Source organism: Brucella intermedia LMG 3301 (genome assembly GCF_000182645.1).
Classification (GTDB): domain Bacteria; phylum Pseudomonadota; class Alphaproteobacteria; order Rhizobiales; family Rhizobiaceae; genus Brucella; species Brucella intermedia.
Genome location: NZ_ACQA01000002.1, coordinates 1,559,248 through 1,580,048, shown reverse-complemented (window position 1 = coordinate 1,580,048; position 20,801 = coordinate 1,559,248). Strand labels below are relative to the sequence as shown.

Here is a 20,801-nt window from a genome sequence, read left to right as displayed (position 1 = left end):
TCCAGATTGAAGATTTCAGCAAATGCCGACCGGACGGACGGCATTTGCATTGCCGGGAGTTACTTCTTCAACGAAGCATTCCAGAAGTAAGGCCACGGCGCTGGCTCAACGCCCTCCAGCTTGGTGGACATCGCCGCGACAGCATTGAAGTCGCCGATCTTGATCAGGGGCAGTTCGTCATAGATGGTCTTCTGAACGTCTGCCCACAGCGCAATGCGCTTGTCCGGATTGGATTCCGACGTGAAAGCATCGACTACGGTTTTACGCGCTGGCGTGTCCCACCAGCCCGGCGAACTGGTCGACAGAGACCCCATCAAAGCAGGTTCGGGCAGGAAAGGGCTGTGCGTTATATAGATATCCCAGAGCTTGGGATCAGCACGGCGCTGCGTCAGCGTCGCCCAATCGACAACCTGCAAATCCACGTTGAAACCGGCAAGCTTCAGATATTCGGCGGCCACCTGCGCCATCTTGTAATGGAACTCATATTGGCGGCTGGTCAGAATGCGCAGCGGCTCTCCATTGTAGCCGGCAGCCTTCAAATCTTCTGCTGCAGCTTCCGGCTGGGCCACGTTATAATTGCCTTCCACACCCGCGTCCGTATTCCAGACGAAATTGGAAGGATAGAAGGCACCGTCTAATGCGTAGAATTCCGTACTGCCGAACGCAGCCGCAAGCATGTCTTCCATACTCAATGCGTGTGTTACAGCCTTTCGTACCGGCAATTTCGACGCCACCCCTTCCTTGGTGTTGAAGACAAACACAGGATAGCCGAAGGGCTTCAGAAGCAATGGCTGGGAAGCTGTCGAAGACTTGATCTTGTCAAAGGATTCGACCGGAATGGAATCGACATAATCATACTGTCCGGAAACCGCGGCCTCGACACGAGTGTTGGCGTCCGGGACCGATACGAAACGGATTTCGTCGAGATATTGATGACGCGCGCCGCCATAACCGTCGCTCTCGCCGTCGCGCGACTTGTAACCGTCGAAACGCACGAGCTGAATATACTGATCTGCCTTTCGCTCCTTGAGCATATAGGGACCGGTGCCGATAAATTCGTTCATCGGCTCAGCCTGCTTTTCTGAGGGTATGATGATCGCCGCAGAATTGTTGAAGGCAAGCAGTGAGGTCAGTGGCGCATATGGCTGCTTGAGCGTTATCGTCACCGTAGCCGGATCGGTCGCCGCGATATTTTCAATAAAGACCGATGCCTGTTTTCCCCGCGAAGCGAGCTTTGTCCAGCGCTCCAGCGACGCAACCACGTCTTCCGACGTCATGTCGCTACCGTCATGGAACTTGATGCCGGAACGGAGCTTGATCGTATAGGTTTTTCCGTCCGCGCTGATTTCCGGCAGGCTTTCTGCCAATAATGGCGTCGGCTTCCATTCCTTGTCGAAGGTGTAGAGCGTTTCGAAAATATGCTGCGTGACGATCCCCACCAGATCAGCGGTGGAAACCATCGGATCGAGCGTCGGCGGCTCGCCGATTGTCGCGACATTGATAACGCCGCCCTTATCCTGCGCCAGTGAAGCACCGGGACTCAAGAGCATCGCAGAAGCCAGAAGGAGTGCTAGTTTGATCCGCAAGACAAAATCCCCATTTTTGAATTGTTCCACAATTATGTTATATAAGCTTTTATAAAAGAATACCGGAGAACGTGGAGGTGTCAATCCATCAAAGGTCATCGACCGGAAATCCTCCGTCGAAAACGATGGCGAACTCTTTCTGTGTGCTAATTTCGGATTTTGAGGTATCCGCGCCGAGGGCTGCATCGATGAGATGTGCACCCTGATCCAGGCAAAGACCAAGGTTGTCTCAATGCGAGATGCGCGACAATTGACGAACGAACCGTAACAGCAAACACTTACCATCGAGGAAGAAATGAACCGAGATATCGTCACCGTTGGCGCGCTACTCGTCGTCGGAGTGGCCTCTTGTATTGGCTGGTCGCAAAACATGGCCGGTAAAGCAAGGTTGGTTTCGCCACCCGATCAATCGCAGCAGCCGCGACGGGACGAAACAAAGATCATCACGATCGCGGACGGGACGCGTGGAGAAAAGAGATCCGTGGACACCGGCTCAGACGGACCATCACAGGGTGACCTGTTCGTCTTCGATCAACCTTTGATGGATTAGTACCGGCGCGATATAGGCACCAATAGCGGCTGCTGCGTGACGACCAAAAGCGGTGCTCACGGACAGTGCCAATGGACACTGAAATTCGAAGCCGGAAGCATCGTGGTAGCAGGACAAGAGGCTGAAAACGGAAAATCGGCGCTTGCCGTAATCGGAACCACTGGCAAATTCTCCGGCTTTCTGGGCGAGATGTCGTCAGAACCCAAGGGTGATGGAACGTTCCTCCAGGAACTTACCTTGTTTCGCCCATAGGAAACCAAAGGCACGAAGTTCCAGCTGCAGCATGTTTAGGATTTGCCATCTGGATTTGATGGGTCGTCACCAGACAAGCGCTGGAGCATTCGCATCATCCCTCTCCCCCCCCCCCGCCTCGCGTTATGCAGGCCTGACAGTGATCAATTTCACTCCTTACGAAGCCTACCTTATCATCTTTGGCTATTTCGGCTGGCCCTTGACAGGTTTGCTCGCAATCGTGTCGGCCGGGCTCGGCTATCGGGCTGTTCCTCCCGGCTGGCGAATCTTCTTTTTGATGATCGCGGCAATTTTCGTCTTTCCGATTGTCACCGTATGGACTCCTCCGGTTTGAGTAACCGCATGGGAGGAGGATCGGGAGCGCGGCAAGACCCAAAGTGGTTGGAGAACGGGAATTAGCGGCGTAACTTCGATGACTTGTGGAAATCTCAAAGGTTGCTCAATCGGAAACGCGGCGTTGCCTCGTGTTCCTTTGTTCAGCACCGGACAGTCCGCTGGAGTAAGCTTCGATATCATCTGCGACAACTCATCCTTGAAGGCACCCAAGGAACCTTTGGCGCGCCGGTAGTAAGCGCCAAGAGATTGCAGCGAAGCCACTACGCCGTTATCGCTTGGTGAAGTCGTTCTTCTATTTAGGCTCCAGTGTTGCTTTGGGGACCAGCAAGCTGATTTCGAGACCAGTCGAGGTCCAGTTCCGTTGAACCCTGGCGTTGAGAGCGCCCGAGAGCGCGGCCTCCAACCGGGTTCCAAACCCTTCAACATTGGGTTCTTCGGGGTGATCCTGTACGGTTTCCGACCAGAGCAATTCAAACGTATCTTCGGTTTCAAGGGCAGTTACAGAAAGGTTGCCCCCAGGCGCTGAAAGCGCCCCATGCTTGGCCGCATTGGTCGCGAACTCGTGGAGCAACAACGAAAGACTGCTCAGCTGCTTTCCGGAGACCGCGGGATTGGCGCCGGTAACGGTTATATTCTGGTGATCGTAAGGTTCGAGTATTGTCTGAAGAAGCGCGTGGAGAGAGATGGACGCCGCTCCAACTTCTTCCCAATCGGGCATTGTTAGTGCGTGGGCTCTTGCAAGTGAAGAAAGTCTGGACTGCAAATGCTGACGCAATTCCTCGGCGGTTTTCACTTCCCGCCCGCTCAAGGAAACAATCGCGTTTGCCAGTGCAAAAAGGTTTTTGATCCGATGATTCATTTCGCCCATCAGGAGGCGCTGTTGTTCCTGAGCCCGACGCCGCTCGGTGATATCCCTGGCTATTTTGGATGCGCCAATAATTTTGCCCCCTGCATTCCGGATCGGAGAGATGGTTAGAGAGATATCAAAAAGCGTCCCGTTTTTTTTCTTTCGTACGGTTTCGAAATGATCCACGCGGTTTCCCGCGCGAATCTGGGCCAAAATCGCCGGCTCCTCTTGCAGGCGATCATCCGGGATAAGGATGGTGATCGGCTTTCCCACAATTTCATCAGGTTCGTATCCGAATAGTCGCTGGGCTCCCCTGTTCCAGGTTTTAACGTTACCATTCAGGTCCTTGCTGATTATCGCGTCATCAGAACCGTCAATGATGGCTGCCAGCCAGTCACGTGGATCGAGTTCGGCATCATAGAAACTCGTTTGCCACGCATATGACCCGGAATAGGAATGCGAAGGTAACACCACCCCGCCCTGCTGATCCATATTTTCGTCATTCATCGGCGTCACCTGAAGTTTGAACGGAATGCTCTAATTTAATACAATAGAGCCACGAGAGTCACTTTTTAGCTAGGACCCAACCTGCTTCGCCCACCCTATAACTTGGTCTTATAACTCGCTCTGGCCGCGCTTGCTATCGCAGAAGGCTTCTCGGCTAAACTTCGCAGTATGGTTCCACCATTTTGAACACATCCAGTACGGTTCAGCCTGTTTCCCGATGCGATTGAGGCTCGTGGTTGTGAAGCTCAGTCCTTAAAACCATTGAAAATCTGGCCCTGGGGCTTTATGCGAAAGCAATCTTCCATATTTTTCCGTGGCAGAGACGTAATGAAATTTTGTTTGCCGGGCTTGGCAGGGAAATCTGTTGCGCCGGGCTGACACCCGCATCGGAGGAGAGCCAGAATGGATTTCACCCTGACACGCCGTCAGACATTGATGGGACTTGGTGCAGTGGGCATCAGCACGGCTTTCGGCTCCCCTGCCCGGGCCGCGACGCGCAATCTGGCGGTGCTCCATCTGGCGAGCCATGCGCCGAGCTATATTGCGCATGAGCGCGGTTATTTCAAAGACGCAGGTCTCGATATCGAGCTGAAATTCTTCGAGGCCGCCCAACCCATGGCGGTCGCCATCGCATCCGGCGACGCTGATTTCGGTGTGACCGCGATGAGCGGCGGGCTTATCAGTCTGGCCGACAAAGGCGCGATCAAGGTCATCGGCGGAGCGCTTGCGGAAGAAAAAGGGATCACCGGCAATGTTATTCTGGCCTCCAACAAGGCTTATGAAGGCGGGCTGAGGGAGCCATCCAAGCTGGCCGGACACAGTTTCGGCATCACCACGGCGGGTTCGTCATTCCATTTCATGGCGCACAAGTTCGCCAAGGCCAATAATATTCCGCTTTCAGAAATCCAGCTCCGACCGCTACAGAAACTCGGCGCCTTGGTAGGCGCCCTGTCAACCGGGCAGATCGATTCCTGGGCGATCCAGCCCAATATCGCGAAAAAGCTCATTCGCGAAGGCGCTGCCAAACAGATCGGCCTCGTTTCCGACTACGCTCCGGATTATCAGGTCACTACAGCATTCACGTCTACTAAGAATGCGAGCGACGAGCGCGCCATGACGGAAGCTTTCGTGAAAGCCTACTCCCGGGCAATCGACGATTATAATGCGGCTTTCGTCGACAACACGGCGGATGATGCGGCGCGCGACGACATCGCAAAAATCGTGCACAAATATGTCGAAAGCGACAGCCCGTTCGAGACGGCAAAACAAAACCTGATCGATGGGGCAATGCGCATCAACAAGGGGCTGGCCCTTTCGCTCAACAGCTGTATGGAGCAACTGGATTGGTTCCGCTCCGAGGGCATGGTCAAGGAAGACGTCACGCAGGAAAAACTTTTCGACACATCCTACGTCAAGACGATCTAAGTCTGGCTAAACTTAAATCTTCCGTGCCCGGCTGGCTTGCCGAGCACAAGCCGGAACAGGCATCCAAAGCTGGGATGTTGTCGTCGGCGAGCGTACTTTCCGACTGGAGTTGAAATGGATCTGCAGCTTAAGAACGTCAGCCATTTTTATGGTCCGGTCGAAGTTCTGAACGATATTTCGCTCGCCATCCCGCAAGGGCAGATAGTCTGCCTGATCGGACCGTCGGGCTGCGGAAAATCCACGCTCCTGCGATTTCTCGGCGGGCTTGAAAAACCTTCCTCGGGTGAGGTGCTGCAAATTGGGTCGCCGCCAAAGGATTCGCTCAATCCCCTCACTTATGTCTTCCAGCATTTTGCTCTGCTGCCGTGGCGCACCGTCGAAGGAAATATCAAGCTGGTGCTTGAGGATCACGGACTTGGTCGAGCTGAAATGGACAGGATTGTCACCAATGTTCTGGAGCGCACCCGGCTGTTGGATTTCCGGCAGGCATTGCCGAAGCAGCTTTCGGGCGGCATGCGCCAGCGCGTGGCGATCGCGCGTGCCTTGTCGGTGCGCCCTGCCGTCATGCTGATGGACGAACCCCTGTCGGCTCTCGACAGCCAGACGCGAGAACTGCTGATGGACGATCTGATTGCGCTGTGGACGCGTCAACCGTTCACATCGGTCTATGTCACGCACAATCTCAACGAAGCTGTTCGGCTTGGTCATCGGGTCGTGGTGTTGTCGCGAAGGCCCGGAAGGATCAGGGAAATTGTCGATATCGATATTCCCCTTTCCGAGCGTCATCTTGGCGACCCCGTTCTTGAAGAAAAGCAGAGAGAGCTCTGGGAGTTGATGCGGGCGGAGGCGCAGGCTGCAGATCAGGAGTTGATCAATGGTTGAGATCACAGAAATGAAGCAGCCCCGCCCGGATGTTCGCCCGGTCCCTTTCCGGGGGGGCGGTTTTGCGCCCCAGCCGGTGTCCCATATGGCCCTGATCCTGTTCGCGGCACTGCTGGCGCTCGCGGAAATCGGAACCCGTAGCGGCTTCATATCCAACCTGACATTGCCACGCCCATCCGCCGTGCTGGAAACCTTCGTCCAGCTCTGGCAGACCGGCCTCCTGTGGCAACACCTGCTGCCATCACTAAGGCGACTTGTCATCGGCGCCAGCCTCGGTATCGCAGTCGGCGTCGGTCTCGGCGTGATGATCGGCCTGTTCAGTTATGTTCGGGCAGGTCTGGTACCGCTCGTCGCAGCCCTTTTCCCGATTCCCAAGATCGCGCTCCTGCCGCTTTTCGTCATTTGGTTCGGCATCGACGAAATGTCGAAATACATGCTCATCGCTTTTGGCACCTTTACGCCAACGGTCGTCGCCACTTACGGCGCAGTCGACAATGTGGATCGGTCGCTCGTGCGCATGGGCCAGAGTTTCGGTCTCGGCTGGTGGTCCATCGTCCGCAAGATCATCCTGCCGGGCGCCTTTCCTGCAATCCTGTCCGGATTGCGGGTCTCGATCTCCATCGGCATCATTCTGCTGGTCGCAGCCGAAATGCTCGGCGCCCAGTTCGGCGTCGGTTCCTATATCCTTGAAGCAGGCTCGCTCTACGACCTTGAAAAGCTGTTTGCCGGGGTCACAATCCTGTCGGTGATGGGCCTGATTGTCAATTTCATCATCGGGCAGATCGAGAAACGTTTCCTGACCTGGCGCGGCTGATCGCAACAATATTTCGCCTGAGCTTCTTTTTGTCGATAGTTTGAAACGCACCATGCGCTTTTCGTTGCATGTTCTTGCCGGGACGTTATACGAAGAGACTCTATCGCAAATTTTTGCGCCTCACTTTTTGATGGACAAGATTATGCATCTTGTGCGTTCCCCCTTTCATGAGGCGCTACCCGAAGAGGAGCGGATATATGAGCCGTTATGGCAGAGCACATCGTCAGTTCACGGGATGTGACTAGCGATGAGCGCCGAACCAAGCCCTATTCAAGTGGAAGAGACACGCAAGACAGCAATTGCGCTCAAGGATGTGCAGATTTCGTTCAAACTGGCCGATGGTGGCCGTTTCGATGCTGTCGCCGAAAGCAATCTTGAAGTTGCCGAAAACGAATTCGTGGCGATTGTTGGCCCGACCGGTTGCGGAAAATCCACATTGCTCAATGCCGTTGCCGGGCTTCTAGTACCCGCCAGCGGCACTGTCGAGATCAGCGGCCAGCGGCTGCAAGGCCTCAATCGCAAGGCAGGTTATCTCTTCCAGCAGGACGCTCTCATGCCCTGGAAGACCGTGCTGGACAATGTTGCCATCGGGCTGGAAATCACAGGCACGCCAAAGGCACAGGCCCGCGAACAGGCTCGCGAGTGGCTGGCCCGCGTCGGTCTTGCAAGTTTTGGTGACCGCTATCCGCATATGCTGTCGGGGGGACAGCGCAAGCGCGTCGGCCTTGCGCAGGTGCTGATCCGCAATCCGAAATATCTGCTGATGGACGAGCCCTTCGGCCCTCTCGATGCGCAGACGCGTGTCATCATGGGCGACCTTCTGCTCGACCTGTGGTCGCAGGACAAGAAGGCGGTCATGTTCGTGACCCACGATCTGGAAGAGGCCATCGCGCTGGCGGATCGCGTCGTCATCATGTCTGCCGGGCCGCGTGCCCGCATCATGGCTGAGTATAAAATTCCCCTCGCCCGCCCGCGCGAGATTTCCGAAATACGCCTCGACGACAAGTTCCACGAAATTCATCGCGAAATATGGAGTGCGCTCAAGGAAGAGGTTCTCAAGGGCTATCAGCAGACGAGTGGGGAAAAGAAATGAAAAAGCCTATGCTGTTTCTGGCGCAGCTCAGCGTGGCGGTGGCCGTCATTCTGGTCTGGCACCTCTTCACCGCAACCCACTTGCTGGGCAATCCGGCCAAAGCGAAGTTTTTCTTTGCCACGCCGGGCGATGTGGCCGTTCGCATCTCCAAATGGTTTGCGGAAGGCACGATCTGGTATCATCTCGGCATCACACTGCTTGAAGCCATGCTGGCCTTTGCCATCGGCGCAATCGGCGGTGTGCTGATCGGCTTCTGGTTTGCCCGCAAGCCTTTGCTCGCCGCGATCTTCGACCCCTACGTGAAGGCCGCCAATTCGCTGCCGCGTGTCGTGCTGGCGCCGATCTTCGCGCTGTGGCTCGGTCTCGGCATCTGGTCCAAAGTCGCACTTGGCGTATCGCTGGTCTTCTTCATCGTCTTCTTCAACGTCTATCAGGGCGTGAAGGAAGTGAACCAGACTGTGCTCGCCAATGCCCGTATGCTCGGCATGAACGAGCGCCAGCTTTTGCGCAACGTCTATCTGCCATCCGCGCTGTCGTGGATGTTCTCAAGCCTGCATACGGCTGTCGGCTTTGCCGTCGTCGGCGCGGTCGTGGGGGAATATCTCGGTTCATCGGCGGGGCTTGGCTACCTGATCCATCAGGCCGAAGGCGTGTTCGACGTTACCGGCGTCTTTGCCGGCATGCTGGTGCTGACGGCCTTCGTGCTCGTCATCGACTGGGGCGTCTCTATCATCGAAGCCCGCCTGCTGGTCTGGCGCCCGAAAGCTGCCGGACACAATGGTTAAAAGGATTCAAGGAGGAAACCATGAGAACAACACGTAGAGATATCTTGCTGGGCGCCGCTGCCTTCGGGCTTGCGAGCATCGCCTCGCGCCTGCCCGCCTATGCGCAGGATGCATCCGCGGCACCTGAAAAACCGGAACTGATGTTCGGCGTCGGCGGCAAGCCGCTCTTCTATTACCTCCCCCTCACCATTGCCGAGCGCAAGGGATTCTTCGAGGAAGAAGGCATCAAGGCCACCATCAATGATTTCGGCGGTGGCGCAAAGTCCCTGCAGGCGCTGATCGGCGGTTCGGTCGATGTGGTCACTGGCGCATATGAGCACACCATTCGCATGCAGAACAAGGGACAGGACATCAAGGCCGTCTGCGAGCTTGGCCGTTTTCCGGGAATCTGCATCGGCGTGCGCAAGGACCTTGCCGGTGAGATCAAGACGATTGCCGATCTCAAGGGCCAAAATGTCGGCGTCACGGCGCCAGGTTCATCGACGTCGCTGTTGCTGCAATATGCGCTCATCAAGAACGGTCTCGCCGAAGACGCCGCTTCGATCATCGGTGTGGGCGGTGGCGCAAGTGCGGTCGCAGCCATCAAGAAGGGTGAAATTGCCGCTCTCGTCCATCTCGATCCGGTCATCACGCGACTAGAAGTGGATGGCGACATCACACTGCTTCTCGACACGCGCACCGAAGAGGGCACGCGTCAGCTTTTCGGCGGCACCAATCCCGCAGCGACCGTATATGCGCAACAGAGCTTCATCGATGCCAATCCGGTTACAACGCAGCGTGTCGTCAATGCATTCGTCAAATCGCTGAACTGGATCCATAAGGCTTCTGCCGATGAAGTGGCGGATGCCGTGCCGGAGGAATATCTGCTGGGTGACCGGGAACTGTACAAGACCGGCTTCGAAAAGTCCCGCGCCATGTATTCTGAAAAGGGTCTGATCGCGGAAGACGGCTTCAAGAGCCTGTTTGAAATGCTCAAGGCTCTCGACCCAGAGTTGGCGAATGCAGATATTTCGTTTGCGCAGACCTTCAATCCACGCTTCGTGGAAGCGGCAAAGGCATAATATCCGCTTTGGGGCAGGGTCGTTTCCCTGCCCCTTTTCAGGTCGCAGTCGGCTGATTGAAGTGGCCCGTGCGTAGGGCGGTCAATCCCCATCCAGAAAGAGCCATCGCCCAGGACACCCGCTCGACAGGTTGGAGCAGCAAGAAGAACGCGTAGGTCCCGACCGGACCAGCGCACTTGGTTCACGTTCTGACATGATAAACGGTCCGGCTTGTGGCCGGACCGCTTTGTGATCTGTCTTCGAAAGGCCTCTTCACATCGGTCTTGTGCCGCATGTCAAAGCTTGACGGCATTTTCCCGCGCCCACAACCGGAGCTTGCGGCAGGATGTAACAAATTCCGACGCTCCCTTTTCATTGTCCAGCGAGATTAGTCCCTCATCCATATCGGGTTCAATGCCCGCCTTTGCCAGTAGCGGCATCGCGCCTGCGGTAAACCCGATAAACTTGCAATGGGCAAAGGCGTCGGCAACGAAATCCCGCGCCGCGGCTTCTCTGGTCAATCGATCCGCTGCCTCCTCGGACAGTACAAGTGCGACAGCGTCGAACAAGACGGATGGACCGCCATCGATCATATGATCGGCCTCCATCCAGTCGCCGCTGGACGCCTCGAAACCTCCGACCGTAGGCGCGACCAGTTCCAACGTTGCGCCCTCCTGTTCAGTGGCCTGCCGGATTGCGTCCAGCACCTGGGCATTCGAGCCGTTGGCGGCAAGTACACCAATCTTCCGGCCCTTGAAGCTGCCGGGCCCGTTTGCAATGATGCTCAGCGCCGGAGACGGAGCAAGATCGTCGCGCACCGGCACCATCACATCTGCCGCCTGCGGCATCGTGCGGATGCCAAGCTTGCCGGCGACCGTTTCCGCAAGGGTGGCATCGATGTTGAGCAGGTGGGACACAATACGCTCGCGGATCCTGGGCGTTTCCACCTTCGACAGTTCGAAGGTCAGCGCCATCGCTATATGCTTCTGCTCCGTCTCGGTCTGGCTCAGGTAGAACTGGCGCGCCTGGCTGTAATGATCGGCAAAGCTTTCCGCCCGAAGGCGAACCTTCTGCCCATCTTCCTGCGCCGCAAATGATCGGAATCCGAGCTTTTGATCGGGCCTCGGTCCCTCCCCCCACGAATTTGGCTGATAGTTTGCCCGCCCCACAGGGTTGCGCATCGCCATATGTCCGTCCTGCTGAAAATGGTGAAATGGACACTTGGGTGCATTGATGGGGATGTGGGTGAAATTGGGACTACCCAGCCGTTTCAATTGCGTGTCGAGATAGGAGAAATTGCGCCCCTGAAGCAGCGGATCATTCGAGAAGTCGATGCCGGGGGGAACGTTCTGCGTCATGAACGCGACCTGTTCAGTCTCGGCGAAGAAATTGTCCGGCATGCGGTTGAGGACCAGCCGCCCAACCGGCATGGGCTTTATGATTTCTTCCGGGATCAGCTTGGTCGGGTCCAGCACATCGAAGTCGAAGCTGTCGGCAAAATCCTGATCAAAGAGTTGCACGCACAGTTCCCATTCCGGAAAGTCACCCGCCTGGATGGCATTCCAGAGATCGCGCCGATGGAAATCGGGGTCGGCGCCATTGATCTTGACCGCTTCGTTCCATACGATGGATTGGAGGCCAAGTTTCGGCTTCCAGATGAATTTGACAAAGGTCGACTGATCCCTGTCATTCACGAAGCGGAAAGTATGGACGCCAAATCCTTCCATGAAACGGAACGAGCGCGGTATGGCGCGGTCCGACATGATCCACATGATCATGTGCATGGATTCTGGTGTCAGGCTGATGAAGTCCCAAAAATTGTCATGTGCCGACTGGGCCTGCGGGAATGCCCGATCCGGCTCCTCCTTGACGGCGTGTACCATATCAGGGAATCGGATGGCGTCCTGAATGAAGAAGACTGGAATGTTATTGCCGACAATATCCCAGTTGCCTTCCTTGGTGTAAATCTTGACGGCGAAGCCCCGGACGTCCCGGGCGAGGTCGAACGAACCCTTCGATCCGGCGACCGTGGAGAAACGGACAAAGACCGGCGTCTTCTCGCCAACCCGTTGGAAAATGTCTGCGCGCGTATATTCGCTAAGTGATGCTGTCGTCTCGAAATAGCCATGCGCGCCATAGCCTCGGGCATGGACGACGCGCTCGGGAATACGTTCGTGGTCGAAGTGAAATATCTTTTCCCGAAAATGGAAATCCTCGATAAGCGTCGGACCGCGTGCACCGATCTTGAGCGTATTGAGGTCATCTGAAATCGGTCCGCCCTGGGCCGTGGTCATGACCGGTGTCTTGTCGTCGGCAACCTGATGAAGCTCACCACCCTGACCAGCCTCAAGCGTCTGGTCATGAATCTGGCGTGGCTTCCGTTTAGATGCGGCTTTGTCGCTGGCTGACATGGCTGGCTCCTCCTTTTACGTGATCTCTGTTCACATGAAAAAGGTGCCGAACAGCACCCTTCCATAATTACGCTGCCGTGGGACGCTGGTTGACTGAACCGCCCGCAAGCTTCATCAGATTGCAGTCGGTCCTGGGTTTTTCCTGAAGCGTCTGATCAAGCAGATTTTGTGCATGGTTCAAGCCGCGTTCTTTCGCCCATCGCTTCAAGGTGCCGGAGCGAGCGATCTCGTCGTTCCCGACTGCCTGCGCTGGCCTGCGCTCGTAGGAGATGTCCTTGTGCGCATCGCGGAACAGGTCTTCGCGGGGCTTTTCCTTTCCCATAGTTCGTTTCCTCATAGTGTCGGATAGACATTTGAAGCCTGGCTCGCCGTGAAATTCCCGCCAACTAGTGTTCGCGCAACGGTGCGCAAGGCAGGAAACTGGCATCTCCGTCCTTTGAGTAACGCGACGTGGTAATTTAAGTTCCTTGATAGGTCGCGCGCAGGGCTAAGCCTGAGCGAATCCCGCCAACTACCTCGGGTCCTCGAAGCCACCATAAGGTGCTCGCCACCACAGCACGAAACGGTGAGCGCCCCTTTTTACACAACGATACAAAATGGGGGGCTGGCGGACACATCCCGGATAATCGGTCGATGCATCTTCTCGTCATCAAGCGACGCAGAGCCCCGCAATGACGCAGGGCAGCAGATTTCGCTAGGTAGAACAAAGAAGGATATCGCCATGAACAAGATCGTTTTTGCAGCCGCCACCGCCATCATCGCCCTGAGCAGCAGCGCATCATTTGCTGAGAACCCTTATGTTGGCCAGCCAGAGGCGCTTGCCTTTCAGGATAAGGCGGCACGCGCTCCCGGCAACAGCCCGGTCTCGGTAAAGCTGGACTTCCGTGCGCCTGCCTCCATCGGCAAGGATGCCGCCGTTTATCATGACGGCTCCGCGCATCGTTTTGGTGATGCCTCTCCGTCCAGCTACGAATAAGCGCGCCAGACAACCTTTCACCGAATGCGGCTGGACATGACTTTCAGCCGCATCCGGTGGCGAACGCCATTTCTACAAGCTTCAGCTCCAAACAACACATAGGCCATTAAGGAAACAACAATGCGTAAGCTGATCATCGCAGCTTCAATTGCAGCCGCCACACTCGTTTCGGGAAATGCTATCGCCCAGGAGGACAAACCTACTGTCGTGCTGGTGCATGGTGCGTTTGCGGACTCGTCAAGCTGGAACGGAGTTGTCGCCCGCCTTGAAAAGGACGGCTACCCGGTTATCGCCATCGCCAATCCGCTGCGCAGCCTCTTGACAGATGCGGACTATGTCAAGCGCACCCTTGCCAGTCTCAAGACGTCTGTTGTTCTGGTTGGCCATTCCTATGGCGGCGCAGTTATCAGTCAGGCTGCTGCGCAATCCGACAATGTGAAGTCGCTTGTATTTGTCGCCGCTTTTGCCCCTGAAAAGGGTGAAAATCTGACAGGTCTCTCGGTTAAGTTCCCCGGCAGCACGCTTGGAGCAGCCCTGGCGGTGCCGGTCGAGATCGAAAATGGCGGCAAGGATCTCTACATTCAACAGGATAAATTCCATCAGCAGTTCGCTGCCGATGTTCCGGAAGAAGAGGCCCTGCTCATGGCAGCTGCGCAACGACCGCTCAGCGAGGCAGGCTTGACGGAACAGGCCACGGAAGCCGCCTGGAAATCCAGGCCATCCTGGTTCATCTATGGGGATGCGGACAAGAACATTCCCCCGCAAGCAATGGGCTGGATGGCCGAGAGAGCCGCATCCCGCAAGACGGTCGTTATCAATGGCGGATCGCATGTCGTGATGGTTTCCCATCCCGACATGGTGGTGGACCTGATCGAAGAAGCGGCCGCTGCAAGGTGATCTTCATATATTTGCCAGAGCGTGATTGGGGGGTCGTCAACAGCGTGAAACCGCAAGTGGATCGATCGGCTTCCGGGAACGTTCTACGTATCGGCAAGAAAAGGCGCGGAACATTCTCCGCGCCCTTTCTTTTCGTTCAAAGTCTCCGTCGTCACATTTTCCATCGGGGTCATCCCCGGAGGAGTGCCCCTGACGGATACTACGCGTGCGATTTCTATAACGGCTCGCTCACCGGAGACCTTTGAACGCTGCCCGGAGCTCCTCGGAAAAGAGTTGCGGCTGTTCCCAGGCCGCGAAATGGCCACCCTTTGCCGGGCGATTGTAATAGATCAGACTTGGAAAGGCCTGTTTTGCCCAGCTTTCCGGTGCCTGATAAAGCTCGTCCGGGAAGGCGCTGACGGCGACCGGGATCTTGATCCCCTTCGGTGCAAAGAAAGCGAACTTGTTTTCCCAATAGAGCCGTGCCGAAGACACAGCGGTGTTGGTCAGCCAGTAGAGCGTAATGTTGTCGAGCACATCATCGCGCGTCAGGCCTTCTTCCTGTCCGTCAAATACGCGTGCGATCAGCTGGTAGCTTTTTGCGTCGTGATCGAGCATCCACGAGGCGAGGCCAATTGGGGAATCCTCCACGCCATAGAGCGTCTGGGGACGGGCCGTCATTTCCTGCGCGTAGGCAAGGCCGTGTTTGTAGAAGAAATCCAGCTGCCCATAGGCGCGCTTTTCCTCCGCGGATAGTCCGGCGGGTGCCGGCCGGTTCGCATCCAGCGACTTCTGGATATCGTCCGGAACGGCACCGGGCATATTGGTGTGTATCCCCAGCAGGCCCTTCGGTGCCTGCACGGCCATTTGTTCGGTTACAGCGTCCCCCCAATCGCCGCCCTGAGCGACATAACTGGTGTAGCCGAGCCGTTTCATCAGTTCCGTCCAGGCGCGGGCGATGCGTGCCGGTTCCCATCCCAGTTCGGTAGGCTTGCCGGAGAAGCCGTAGCCCGGCAGTGACGGGATGACGATGTCGAAGGCGTCTGCATCGGTGCCGCCGTGCGCGGTGGGGTTCGTCAGTGGATCGATGATCTTGAGCTGCTCGACTATGGAACCCGGCCAGCCATGCGTGACGATGATCGGCAGAGCATTCCTGTGCCGGGAGCGTACATGGATGAAGTGAATATCCACGCCGTCGATATTGGTCACGAACTGGGGAAGGCTTTCGAGCCTCGCCTCGACGCGCCGCCAGTCGTAATCGGTCGACCAATATTGCGCGAGCTTGCGCATCGTTTCCAGCTGCCCGCCCTGCGTGTCGTCGCCAACAAGCTCCTGACTCGGCCATTTGGTGGCGGAGATGCGGCGACGCAGATCGGCCAGAGCCTCATCGGACGCGCGAAAATGAAATGGCCTGATGGAGGTGTCTGCCGGAAGCTGGGTTTCAGCTACCCTCACGGGCTTCGCAATATCGGCCTGCGCGCCGATCGGAAGCCCGGCTGCGATCAGAAATGCTGCCGAGGCGGCCAACTTCCAAGCGGCGGGTCGTTTCAATGTTGTCACGGATAAATCTCCTTGTTTGTACCAGCTTTCCGGCGGGCCAGGGCGCGCAGGAATCCGCCCGATGCACAGGGTGGATCGGGGGAATTGGATGTCAGCGCGAAAGGCGCGGCGAGTAAGTGGAAGTAGGCTAGAGGCCGTAAAGGCTGCGCGGGAAGGCGCACAGACCTTTTGCTTCGAGTAGATGGAGGGGAGCCCGTAAGGTCACACGAACGACCCCCGGATTGCGGCCGATCTCGATTGCTCCGGCCACTGTCGCGCGATTCATGACTTCCGGCACGCTCATCTCGAGGACCTCGGCAGCACGCTGCAAACCGTTCTCCGTCGCGAGATTGAGGTTGGCTCCGGTTCCGATAAAGGTGACCGGCGCATCCTCTTCCACCGTCGTGACCCCGTGTCTGGCGGCCAGAGCCTTGACCGCATGTTTTTCACTCGAAGTGAGCGGACGTGCAAGATAGGGCAGATCCTCGGCGACCGGGAAAAGAATCGGGCCGTCAAGCCTCAGTCCCTTGATAACGTGAACTTCCAGAGTGGCCGTGCCTGCCACGTCTGCGGTATGACCGGCGATTTCCCCGTCACCCTGGAATGCGTGCATATCTCCCAGATAGATGCCGCCGCCGGGAACTTTGACTGGGCAGATGAGGACGGCGCCTTCGCGAACCGTGTTGACGTCGAGATGGCCGTCGGTCTTGTTTGCGATCAGCTCTTCCTCGGTCAATGAATAAGCGTGGGGAGCGTTGAGCAGAAACGACCCGAAATCGCCTGCATTGTGCGAGTCGGGCATAGCCTTGCCGGGCGTCGTTCCGAGTTGGCCAAGAAAAGGCCGCAGTCGCGTCGCGACGGCAACGAGATCGGCTGGCGCGAAGGTCAGGATGGGATTCTGGATCGAGGCATCCGGCAGGGCCATGAGCCGGGCAGCGTCAGCAGCCATTTTCTCTGCTTCAGCGCGACCAAGGGTGAGACCCACGCTGCGCTCATCGTCGAACGCAATCGTGTAGCCATGGGTGGAAGTGAATGGCGCAGCGTCGGCTCCACATGTCTCGCAGCGGACAGCGGTTTGACCAATGCCTTCGATACGTGTCGCTGGCCATTGTGTTCCACAGCCAGGGCACACGGCAGCACAGAAGGGATCGCCGTTGAAACGACCCTCCATGACCTTGTCGTTCCCGGATGCCGTGGCGGCGGATGTGACGACGAGGGACCGGATTCTGATTGCTATCGCGTCTCCGACCTCAGCCCCCTCCACGGCGACAGGTCTGGTGACTTCATGACCACCGCGGATTTCAGGCGTGATCATTGGCCCCCAGCAACCCGGCGATGTGTTGGCGATGATCACGCCTCCGTCCGCGACCGGGCCGAGCATGGGCGCTGCAGGATCGAGCAAGCCATTTGTCAGTTCGTTGACAAAGACGGTGCGTTGAGCTGTTCGCGCGTTTGCTGTTGAATTGTTTGTCAAGCTGGTTCTCCTCCGTGAATTCCTGCATTTGCCGTTTTGGCAGGAGCGATGCTGGGTTTATTGTCGTCCAAGGTATCCTGAATATGTCCGCATACGGGCAGTTTTGTAGAGTATTGTACAATGGCGCCTGCGCGGCGCGCACGCCGTTGCCGTCTGCCCGGTGCAGGTTCTTCCTGCACAGTGTCCTCCAGCGTCTACGATGACATTCTTCTTCCGGTGTTTGACCACACCGCTCGCTTCAGCCAAAGGTAAAGGCATAGGCTTCAACACCGGCATCGAGGAAACGGATTTCGAACTCGCGGGGCTCCACCTGACCGGGTTGCCGGACGAGCTGATAAAGCCTGGTCGACGTCACAACACCGTTGCCGTCTGCGTTCGTATCGGCGCCGTGATCGACTCCAGGCGCCTGGCCGTCGATTGTCACCTGAAAACGAACTGCTTTTTCGGAAGCATCCGGACCGAGGACCAGATGCAGGTCACGGGCGCTGAAACGGTAGACGATGCTGCCGCCCTTCTGGTCCAGCTTCGCTTGCTCCGCACCGACGGTCCAGCTCCCGGACAGGCCCCATTCGTTGAGGCCCGGTCTGGAGATCGAATAGGCGACTCCAGTATCGGCACGCAGGTTTTCCCGCGACGCAAAATTGGTGGCGCGCTCGTAACCAAGATAGGTTTCGCCAGAGCGGATGTTCTTCAGGTCGGGGCTGGCTTCCGCGCCTTTGACGGTCGGTTTTACTGCAGTTGTCGCCGCCCTGTCGCTGCCAGCTTCGCGCAACAGCTCCTGAATCGCCTGCTCGGTTCCGCTATAATTGCCTTCTCCGAAATGATGATGGCGAATCTGGCCTTTGGCATCAATCAGATAGTGAGCGGGCCAATAGCTGTTTTCGAAGGCACGCCAGATCCTGTAATTGTTGTCGATTGCAACCGGATAGCCGATCTTGAAGTCAGCGACAGCCTTTTTGACATTATCGATCTTCTTTTCGAACGCAAATTCCGGAGCGTGCACACCGATTACGACCAGTCCCTGATCCTTGTATTTTTCCGCCCAGGCGCGAACGTAGGGCAGAGTGCGGATGCAATTGATGCAGGAATAGGTCCAGAAATCCACCAGTACGACCTTGCCGCGCAGTTGTTCATTCGTGAGCGGGGGTGAATTTAGCCACTCGACAGCACCATCCAGAGAGGGAGCACGACCTTCGACCGGCAGGTCGCTGCGGAACGGTCCTGCGGTATCTGCGGCAGTTGTCGCCATACCATTGCTGGTGAAACCCGATGTCCTACCGGCGTTTGATTTCGAAATCAGGCGGTCGAGCACGACCTGTTCGAAGGCGCTGGTTTTAGCATAGGAGACCCGCGCCAGAAGGCCGGTATCGAGCCCCAGCGCGATGACGGTGACGCCGGCCAGCACCGCAAGGCCGAGCATCTGGCGGATCTTCTCACTGACGCCGAGCGAACGCTTCATTCCCGCAAAGACCTTTCCGCCAACGAGCAAGGCAACAGCAAGCGAGGTCGCCGCTCCTGCTGCATAGGCAGCAAGCAGGAAAGTGGTCTGAAGGTTGGCGCCCTGTAACGCAGCACCCGTCAGCACAAGGCCGAGTATCGGGCCAGCGCATGGCGCCCAAAGCAGGCCGGTCGCAATCCCGAGTATCAGCGAGCTTGCAAGGGTCGGTGCGGAACCGGACTTGCCGGAAGCATTCAGAATCCGGTTGCCAAAATCGACGATCGGCCGGGTGATCGCGCTCGCAACACGCGGCGAAAGCAGGCTTATGCCAAAGACGGCAAGGAGCAGCAGTGCGGCGGCGCGACCATAATCATTGGCGTGGATCGCCCAGCTGCCCCCTACTGCGGCAAGTGTCGCCACAAGCGCAAACGTGACGGCCATGCCTCCCAGCATCGGCAAGGTGCTGCGAATGAAGGGGTGCCCGGCTCGGGCAAAGACGAAGGGAAGGATGGGGAGGATGCAGGGGCTGAGGATAGTCAGCGCTCCTCCGAGATAGGCAATAACAAGAAGCGTCATAATCGTCACCTCGAAAACCGAAATTTGGGGATCTGGACGTCGATGAGGCACGGCCAGTAACGGCGCCAAACTGATCAAGGCGACGTATCCCCTGTATTTCCGGGAACATGGCAAAGTGTATCGAAGTGTAGAAAACGCCCGGCACGAGACTGCATGCAGGGGCCCTGCGGACGGGAAATCGAATTGTATCAAAATGTATCCAGACCACAGGATGCTACATTTGCATTCAATAGCCCGTCGCCAGGACACAACGGGGATACAAGCGGGCGGCAATTTTCGATCGCAATCAACAAGGATCGGAACCACGCCATGTCCAACGAAATCAATCATCAGCGCCGCCGTTTCTTCGGCATCGCCGCCATGACAGTCGCTGCTGTCGAATTCGGCATCACCTCGCTGGCCAGCGCGCGACCGGCCGGGGCCTCGCCGCAACCGGTCGCTGGGGCCGGCAGGCATATGTCCTTCAAAACGCTGAAGCAGGTCAAGGCGGGCGTCCTGAATATCGGCTACGCGGAAGCGGGGCCTAAGGACGGTCCGGCTGTTCTGCTAGTCCACGGCTGGCCTTACGACATTTACAGTTATGTGGATGTCGCGCCCTTATTGGCGTCTGCCGGTTATCGCGTAATCGTGCCTTACCTTCGCGGCTACGGAACCACGCATTTCCTGTCGAGCGAAACCCCACGCAACGGCCAGCAATCATCACTCGCCGTAGACATGATAGCACTGATGGATGCACTCGAGATCGACAAGGCGATTGTCGCTGGCTACGACTGGGGCGCGCGCACCGTCAACATCATGGCCGCGCTCTGGCCGGAACGGTGCCAGGCAATGGTGTCGGTGAGCGGCTATCTGATCGGCAGCCAGGAAGCAAACATGAAACCGCTGCCGCCGAAGGCAGAACTTTCCTGGTGGTACCAGTTTTACTTCGCGACCGAGCGTGGCCGTCTTGGTTATCAGGCGAATACGCGCGAGTTCGCCCGTTTGATCTGGCAAACCGCCTCTCCAACCTGGAAATTTGATGATGCGACATTCGAGCGATCGGCAGCCGCCTTCGACAATCCGGATCATGTGGCGATCACCATCCATAATTATCGCTGGCGGTTGGGCCTTGCCGATGGCGAGAAGAAATTTGACCCTTACGAACAAAAGCTCGCCAACGCGCCTCTCATCTCCGTGCCGACGATCACGATGGAGGGGGATGCCAACGGCGCGCCGCATCCTGATCCGGCAGCTTATGCCAGGAAGTTCACTGGAAAATATGAACATCGCACCATTGGCGGCGGAATAGGTCACAACCTGCCCCAGGAGGCGCCACAAGCATTTGCTCAGGCGATTTTGGACGTTGCCAAATTCTGAAGCATTTTGGTTGCCGGAAAACGCATGACCGCTTTTCG

General features: G+C 57.1%; 18 protein-coding genes. 10 read left to right on the top strand and 8 right to left on the bottom strand.

What is annotated here, in order from left to right; translation table 11 throughout:
* Positions 1 to 59: 59 nt before the first annotated feature.
* On the bottom strand, positions 60 to 1,550 hold the full coding sequence (locus OINT_RS19855) for an ABC transporter substrate-binding protein (protein ID WP_266018360.1): 1,491 nt from the start codon (positions 1,548 to 1,550) through the stop codon (positions 60 to 62).
* Positions 1,551 to 1,881: 331 nt separating this feature from the next.
* Here OINT_RS19855 and OINT_RS22570 point away from each other — a divergent pair, with 331 nt between their 5' ends.
* Entirely contained in the window at positions 1,882 to 2,136 is a 255-nt protein-coding gene (locus tag OINT_RS22570) for a hypothetical protein (protein ID WP_006470717.1), read from the top strand.
* A gap of 489 nt (positions 2,137 to 2,625) precedes the next feature.
* On the opposite strand, the gene OINT_RS23940 is transcribed toward OINT_RS22570, so the two are convergent.
* Both OINT_RS23940 and OINT_RS19840 read right to left on the bottom strand, forming a co-directional pair.
* The gene (locus OINT_RS23940) at positions 2,626 to 2,985 is read right to left on the bottom strand and encodes a hypothetical protein (RefSeq protein ID WP_164874701.1); all 360 of its coding nucleotides are present in this window, start codon (positions 2,983 to 2,985) and stop codon (positions 2,626 to 2,628) included.
* Between the two features lie 31 nt (positions 2,986 to 3,016).
* Complete coding sequence (locus OINT_RS19840; RefSeq protein WP_100229464.1) at positions 3,017 to 4,078, bottom strand: PAS domain S-box protein; 1,062 nt, start codon at positions 4,076 to 4,078, stop codon at positions 3,017 to 3,019.
* A 402-nt stretch (positions 4,079 to 4,480) separates the two neighbouring features.
* Between OINT_RS19840 and OINT_RS19835 the strand changes: the two genes are divergently transcribed.
* The 6 genes from OINT_RS19835 (at position 4,481) to OINT_RS19805 (ending at position 10,138) form a co-directional block, all read left to right on the top strand.
* Entirely contained in the window at positions 4,481 to 5,503 is a 1,023-nt protein-coding gene (locus OINT_RS19835; protein ID WP_006469693.1) for an ABC transporter substrate-binding protein, read from the top strand.
* A gap of 114 nt (positions 5,504 to 5,617) precedes the next feature.
* Positions 5,618 to 6,385 (top strand): ABC transporter ATP-binding protein, encoded by a 768-nt coding sequence (locus OINT_RS19830; RefSeq protein WP_006470719.1) that lies wholly within the window; start codon positions 5,618 to 5,620, stop codon positions 6,383 to 6,385.
* Positions 6,378 to 7,199 (top strand): ABC transporter permease, encoded by an 822-nt coding sequence (locus OINT_RS19825; protein ID WP_006469691.1) that lies wholly within the window; start codon positions 6,378 to 6,380, stop codon positions 7,197 to 7,199. The genes OINT_RS19830 and OINT_RS19825 overlap by 8 nt, the downstream gene beginning before the upstream one ends.
* A gap of 247 nt (positions 7,200 to 7,446) precedes the next feature.
* The gene (locus OINT_RS19815) at positions 7,447 to 8,292 is read left to right on the top strand and encodes an ABC transporter ATP-binding protein (protein WP_006469689.1); all 846 of its coding nucleotides are present in this window, start codon (positions 7,447 to 7,449) and stop codon (positions 8,290 to 8,292) included.
* On the top strand, positions 8,289 to 9,077 hold the full coding sequence (locus OINT_RS19810; RefSeq protein ID WP_006470720.1) for an ABC transporter permease: 789 nt from the start codon (positions 8,289 to 8,291) through the stop codon (positions 9,075 to 9,077). Before OINT_RS19815 ends, OINT_RS19810 begins: the two co-directional genes overlap by 4 nt.
* Before the next feature lie 20 nt (positions 9,078 to 9,097).
* Positions 9,098 to 10,138, top strand: coding sequence for an ABC transporter substrate-binding protein (locus OINT_RS19805; protein WP_006469687.1), 1,041 nt, complete (start codon positions 9,098 to 9,100; stop codon positions 10,136 to 10,138).
* A gap of 275 nt (positions 10,139 to 10,413) precedes the next feature.
* Here the strand turns inward: OINT_RS19805 and katE are convergent, their stop codons facing one another.
* A complete protein-coding gene (katE, locus tag OINT_RS19800; RefSeq protein ID WP_006469686.1) occupies positions 10,414 to 12,528 on the bottom strand; it encodes a catalase in 2,115 nt (704 codons plus the stop codon).
* A 67-nt stretch (positions 12,529 to 12,595) separates the two neighbouring features.
* Entirely contained in the window at positions 12,596 to 12,850 is a 255-nt protein-coding gene (locus OINT_RS22565; RefSeq protein ID WP_006470721.1) for a DUF892 family protein, read from the bottom strand.
* Between the two features lie 399 nt (positions 12,851 to 13,249).
* Between OINT_RS22565 and OINT_RS19790 the strand changes: the two genes are divergently transcribed.
* Positions 13,250 to 13,504: a hypothetical protein gene (locus tag OINT_RS19790; RefSeq protein WP_006470722.1), complete on the top strand. Its 255-nt coding sequence runs from the start codon at positions 13,250 to 13,252 to the stop codon at positions 13,502 to 13,504.
* A 120-nt stretch (positions 13,505 to 13,624) separates the two neighbouring features.
* Positions 13,625 to 14,401: an alpha/beta fold hydrolase gene (locus OINT_RS19785; RefSeq protein WP_006469683.1), complete on the top strand. Its 777-nt coding sequence runs from the start codon at positions 13,625 to 13,627 to the stop codon at positions 14,399 to 14,401.
* A gap of 228 nt (positions 14,402 to 14,629) precedes the next feature.
* Here the strand turns inward: OINT_RS19785 and OINT_RS19780 are convergent, their stop codons facing one another.
* The 3 genes from OINT_RS19780 to OINT_RS19770 form a co-directional block, all read right to left on the bottom strand.
* On the bottom strand, positions 14,630 to 15,847 hold the full coding sequence (locus OINT_RS19780; protein ID WP_235691715.1) for an epoxide hydrolase family protein: 1,218 nt from the start codon (positions 15,845 to 15,847) through the stop codon (positions 14,630 to 14,632).
* A gap of 220 nt (positions 15,848 to 16,067) precedes the next feature.
* The gene (locus tag OINT_RS19775) at positions 16,068 to 17,393 is read right to left on the bottom strand and encodes an acetamidase/formamidase family protein (protein ID WP_006469681.1); all 1,326 of its coding nucleotides are present in this window, start codon (positions 17,391 to 17,393) and stop codon (positions 16,068 to 16,070) included.
* Positions 17,394 to 17,631: 238 nt separating this feature from the next.
* Positions 17,632 to 19,407, bottom strand: coding sequence for a cytochrome c biogenesis protein DipZ (locus tag OINT_RS19770; RefSeq protein ID WP_006470725.1), 1,776 nt, complete (start codon positions 19,405 to 19,407; stop codon positions 17,632 to 17,634).
* Positions 19,408 to 19,716: 309 nt separating this feature from the next.
* On the opposite strand from OINT_RS19770, the gene OINT_RS19765 reads away from it, so the two are divergent.
* Entirely contained in the window at positions 19,717 to 20,763 is a 1,047-nt protein-coding gene (locus OINT_RS19765) for an alpha/beta fold hydrolase (RefSeq protein ID WP_006470726.1), read from the top strand.
* Positions 20,764 to 20,801 lie beyond the last annotated feature (38 nt).

Excerpts from the sequence above, each read along its gene's own strand:
- OINT_RS19855 (WP_266018360.1), bottom strand. The coding sequence starts at position 1,550 with ATGCTCTTGAGTCCCGGTGCTTCACTGGCGCAGGATAAGGGCGGCGTT.
- OINT_RS22570 (WP_006470717.1), top strand. The coding sequence starts at position 1,882 with ATGAACCGAGATATCGTCACCGTTGGCGCGCTACTCGTCGTCGGAGTG.
- OINT_RS19840 (WP_100229464.1), bottom strand. The coding sequence starts at position 4,078 with ATGAATGACGAAAATATGGATCAGCAGGGCGGGGTGGTGTTACCTTCG.
- OINT_RS19835 (WP_006469693.1), top strand. The coding sequence starts at position 4,481 with ATGGATTTCACCCTGACACGCCGTCAGACATTGATGGGACTTGGTGCA.
- OINT_RS19830 (WP_006470719.1), top strand. The coding sequence starts at position 5,618 with ATGGATCTGCAGCTTAAGAACGTCAGCCATTTTTATGGTCCGGTCGAA.
- OINT_RS19825 (WP_006469691.1), top strand. The coding sequence starts at position 6,378 with ATGGTTGAGATCACAGAAATGAAGCAGCCCCGCCCGGATGTTCGCCCG.
- OINT_RS19815 (WP_006469689.1), top strand. The coding sequence starts at position 7,447 with ATGAGCGCCGAACCAAGCCCTATTCAAGTGGAAGAGACACGCAAGACA.
- OINT_RS19810 (WP_006470720.1), top strand. The coding sequence starts at position 8,289 with ATGAAAAAGCCTATGCTGTTTCTGGCGCAGCTCAGCGTGGCGGTGGCC.
- OINT_RS19805 (WP_006469687.1), top strand. The coding sequence starts at position 9,098 with ATGAGAACAACACGTAGAGATATCTTGCTGGGCGCCGCTGCCTTCGGG.
- katE (WP_006469686.1), bottom strand. The coding sequence starts at position 12,528 with ATGTCAGCCAGCGACAAAGCCGCATCTAAACGGAAGCCACGCCAGATT.
- OINT_RS22565 (WP_006470721.1), bottom strand. The coding sequence starts at position 12,850 with ATGGGAAAGGAAAAGCCCCGCGAAGACCTGTTCCGCGATGCGCACAAG.
- OINT_RS19790 (WP_006470722.1), top strand. The coding sequence starts at position 13,250 with ATGAACAAGATCGTTTTTGCAGCCGCCACCGCCATCATCGCCCTGAGC.
- OINT_RS19785 (WP_006469683.1), top strand. The coding sequence starts at position 13,625 with ATGCGTAAGCTGATCATCGCAGCTTCAATTGCAGCCGCCACACTCGTT.
- OINT_RS19770 (WP_006470725.1), bottom strand. The coding sequence starts at position 19,407 with ATGACGCTTCTTGTTATTGCCTATCTCGGAGGAGCGCTGACTATCCTC.
- OINT_RS19765 (WP_006470726.1), top strand. The coding sequence starts at position 19,717 with ATGTCCAACGAAATCAATCATCAGCGCCGCCGTTTCTTCGGCATCGCC.